Source organism: Blautia sp. AF19-10LB (genome assembly GCF_003461245.1).
GTDB classification, from domain to species: Bacteria; Bacillota; Clostridia; order Lachnospirales; family Lachnospiraceae; genus Blautia_A; species Blautia_A intestinihominis.
The window spans coordinates 1-852 of record NZ_QTWS01000094.1; the positions used below are offsets into that span (position 1 = coordinate 1).

Sequence of the window (852 nt, forward strand, 5' to 3'; positions counted from 1 at the left end):
CTTAACTTGACCCATAAGTAATCATAGATATTTATATGTTCCCATGTTATACTAAAGAAAAAGGGGAGATCCAAATGACGGCGGAATACAAGAACTGGCAAGAAGAGTTTGTGGACATAAATTTTACTGACCAGCGTTTGAAGTCACGTTTCTTCAAGATCATAGACGCTTTTGCAGCATCGCCCGGAAAATCTACTTGGGCAGCTACCGGCTCCAGAAGTTCTGCCAAAGCGGCATACCGTTTCTTTAGTAATAGCGAGATATCCAAAGATGAATTACTTGACAGCATATCCAGAGCAACTATAGAAAAAATAAAATGTGCAGATGCAGAGTGGATCTTAGCTGTTCAGGATACTACCGCTGTTGGATTTGGAGACCGGAAAGCGATCCAGGGAATGGGATACTATTGCAGTACGGAGCAAAGGGGAATGCTGGTCCATTCTTGCATCGCCGTGACAGACCAGGGGATCCCTTTGGGTATTATCTACCAGGAGACAAATACACGGGAAAAGCCGAAGGACGATTCCCAGACAAAAGAGCAAAAACGTTCCAGACCAATAGAGGAAAAAGAAAATTTCCGATGGCTGGACAGCATGCGTGAGACACTGCTGAGAATGCCAGCGGATATCCCAATATTAACAGTATGTGACCGGGAAGGTGATTTCTATGAATTTTTCTCAGAAGCAGCGGATCTGAAAGCAAATTTTCTGATCCGGATCGTACAAAATCGTATGGTAGATGATGGGAAAAAGATCTTTCATGAATTACGTAGTTCCCCAGTGGCAGGAAGCATGGTTGTCCGGATGAGCCGGAATCCCAGAGAGCATATCCCATCAAGAAATATAAAAATGG

The 852-nt window shown here is 43.7% G+C and carries 1 protein-coding gene; it reads left to right on the plus strand.

The genetic code is table 11. The features are described from left to right. Positions 1-74: 74 nt before the first annotated feature. A partial coding sequence (locus DWX28_RS19215) for an IS4/Tn5 family transposase DNA-binding protein (protein WP_199611881.1) occupies positions 75-852 on the plus strand: 778 nt, incomplete at its 3' end.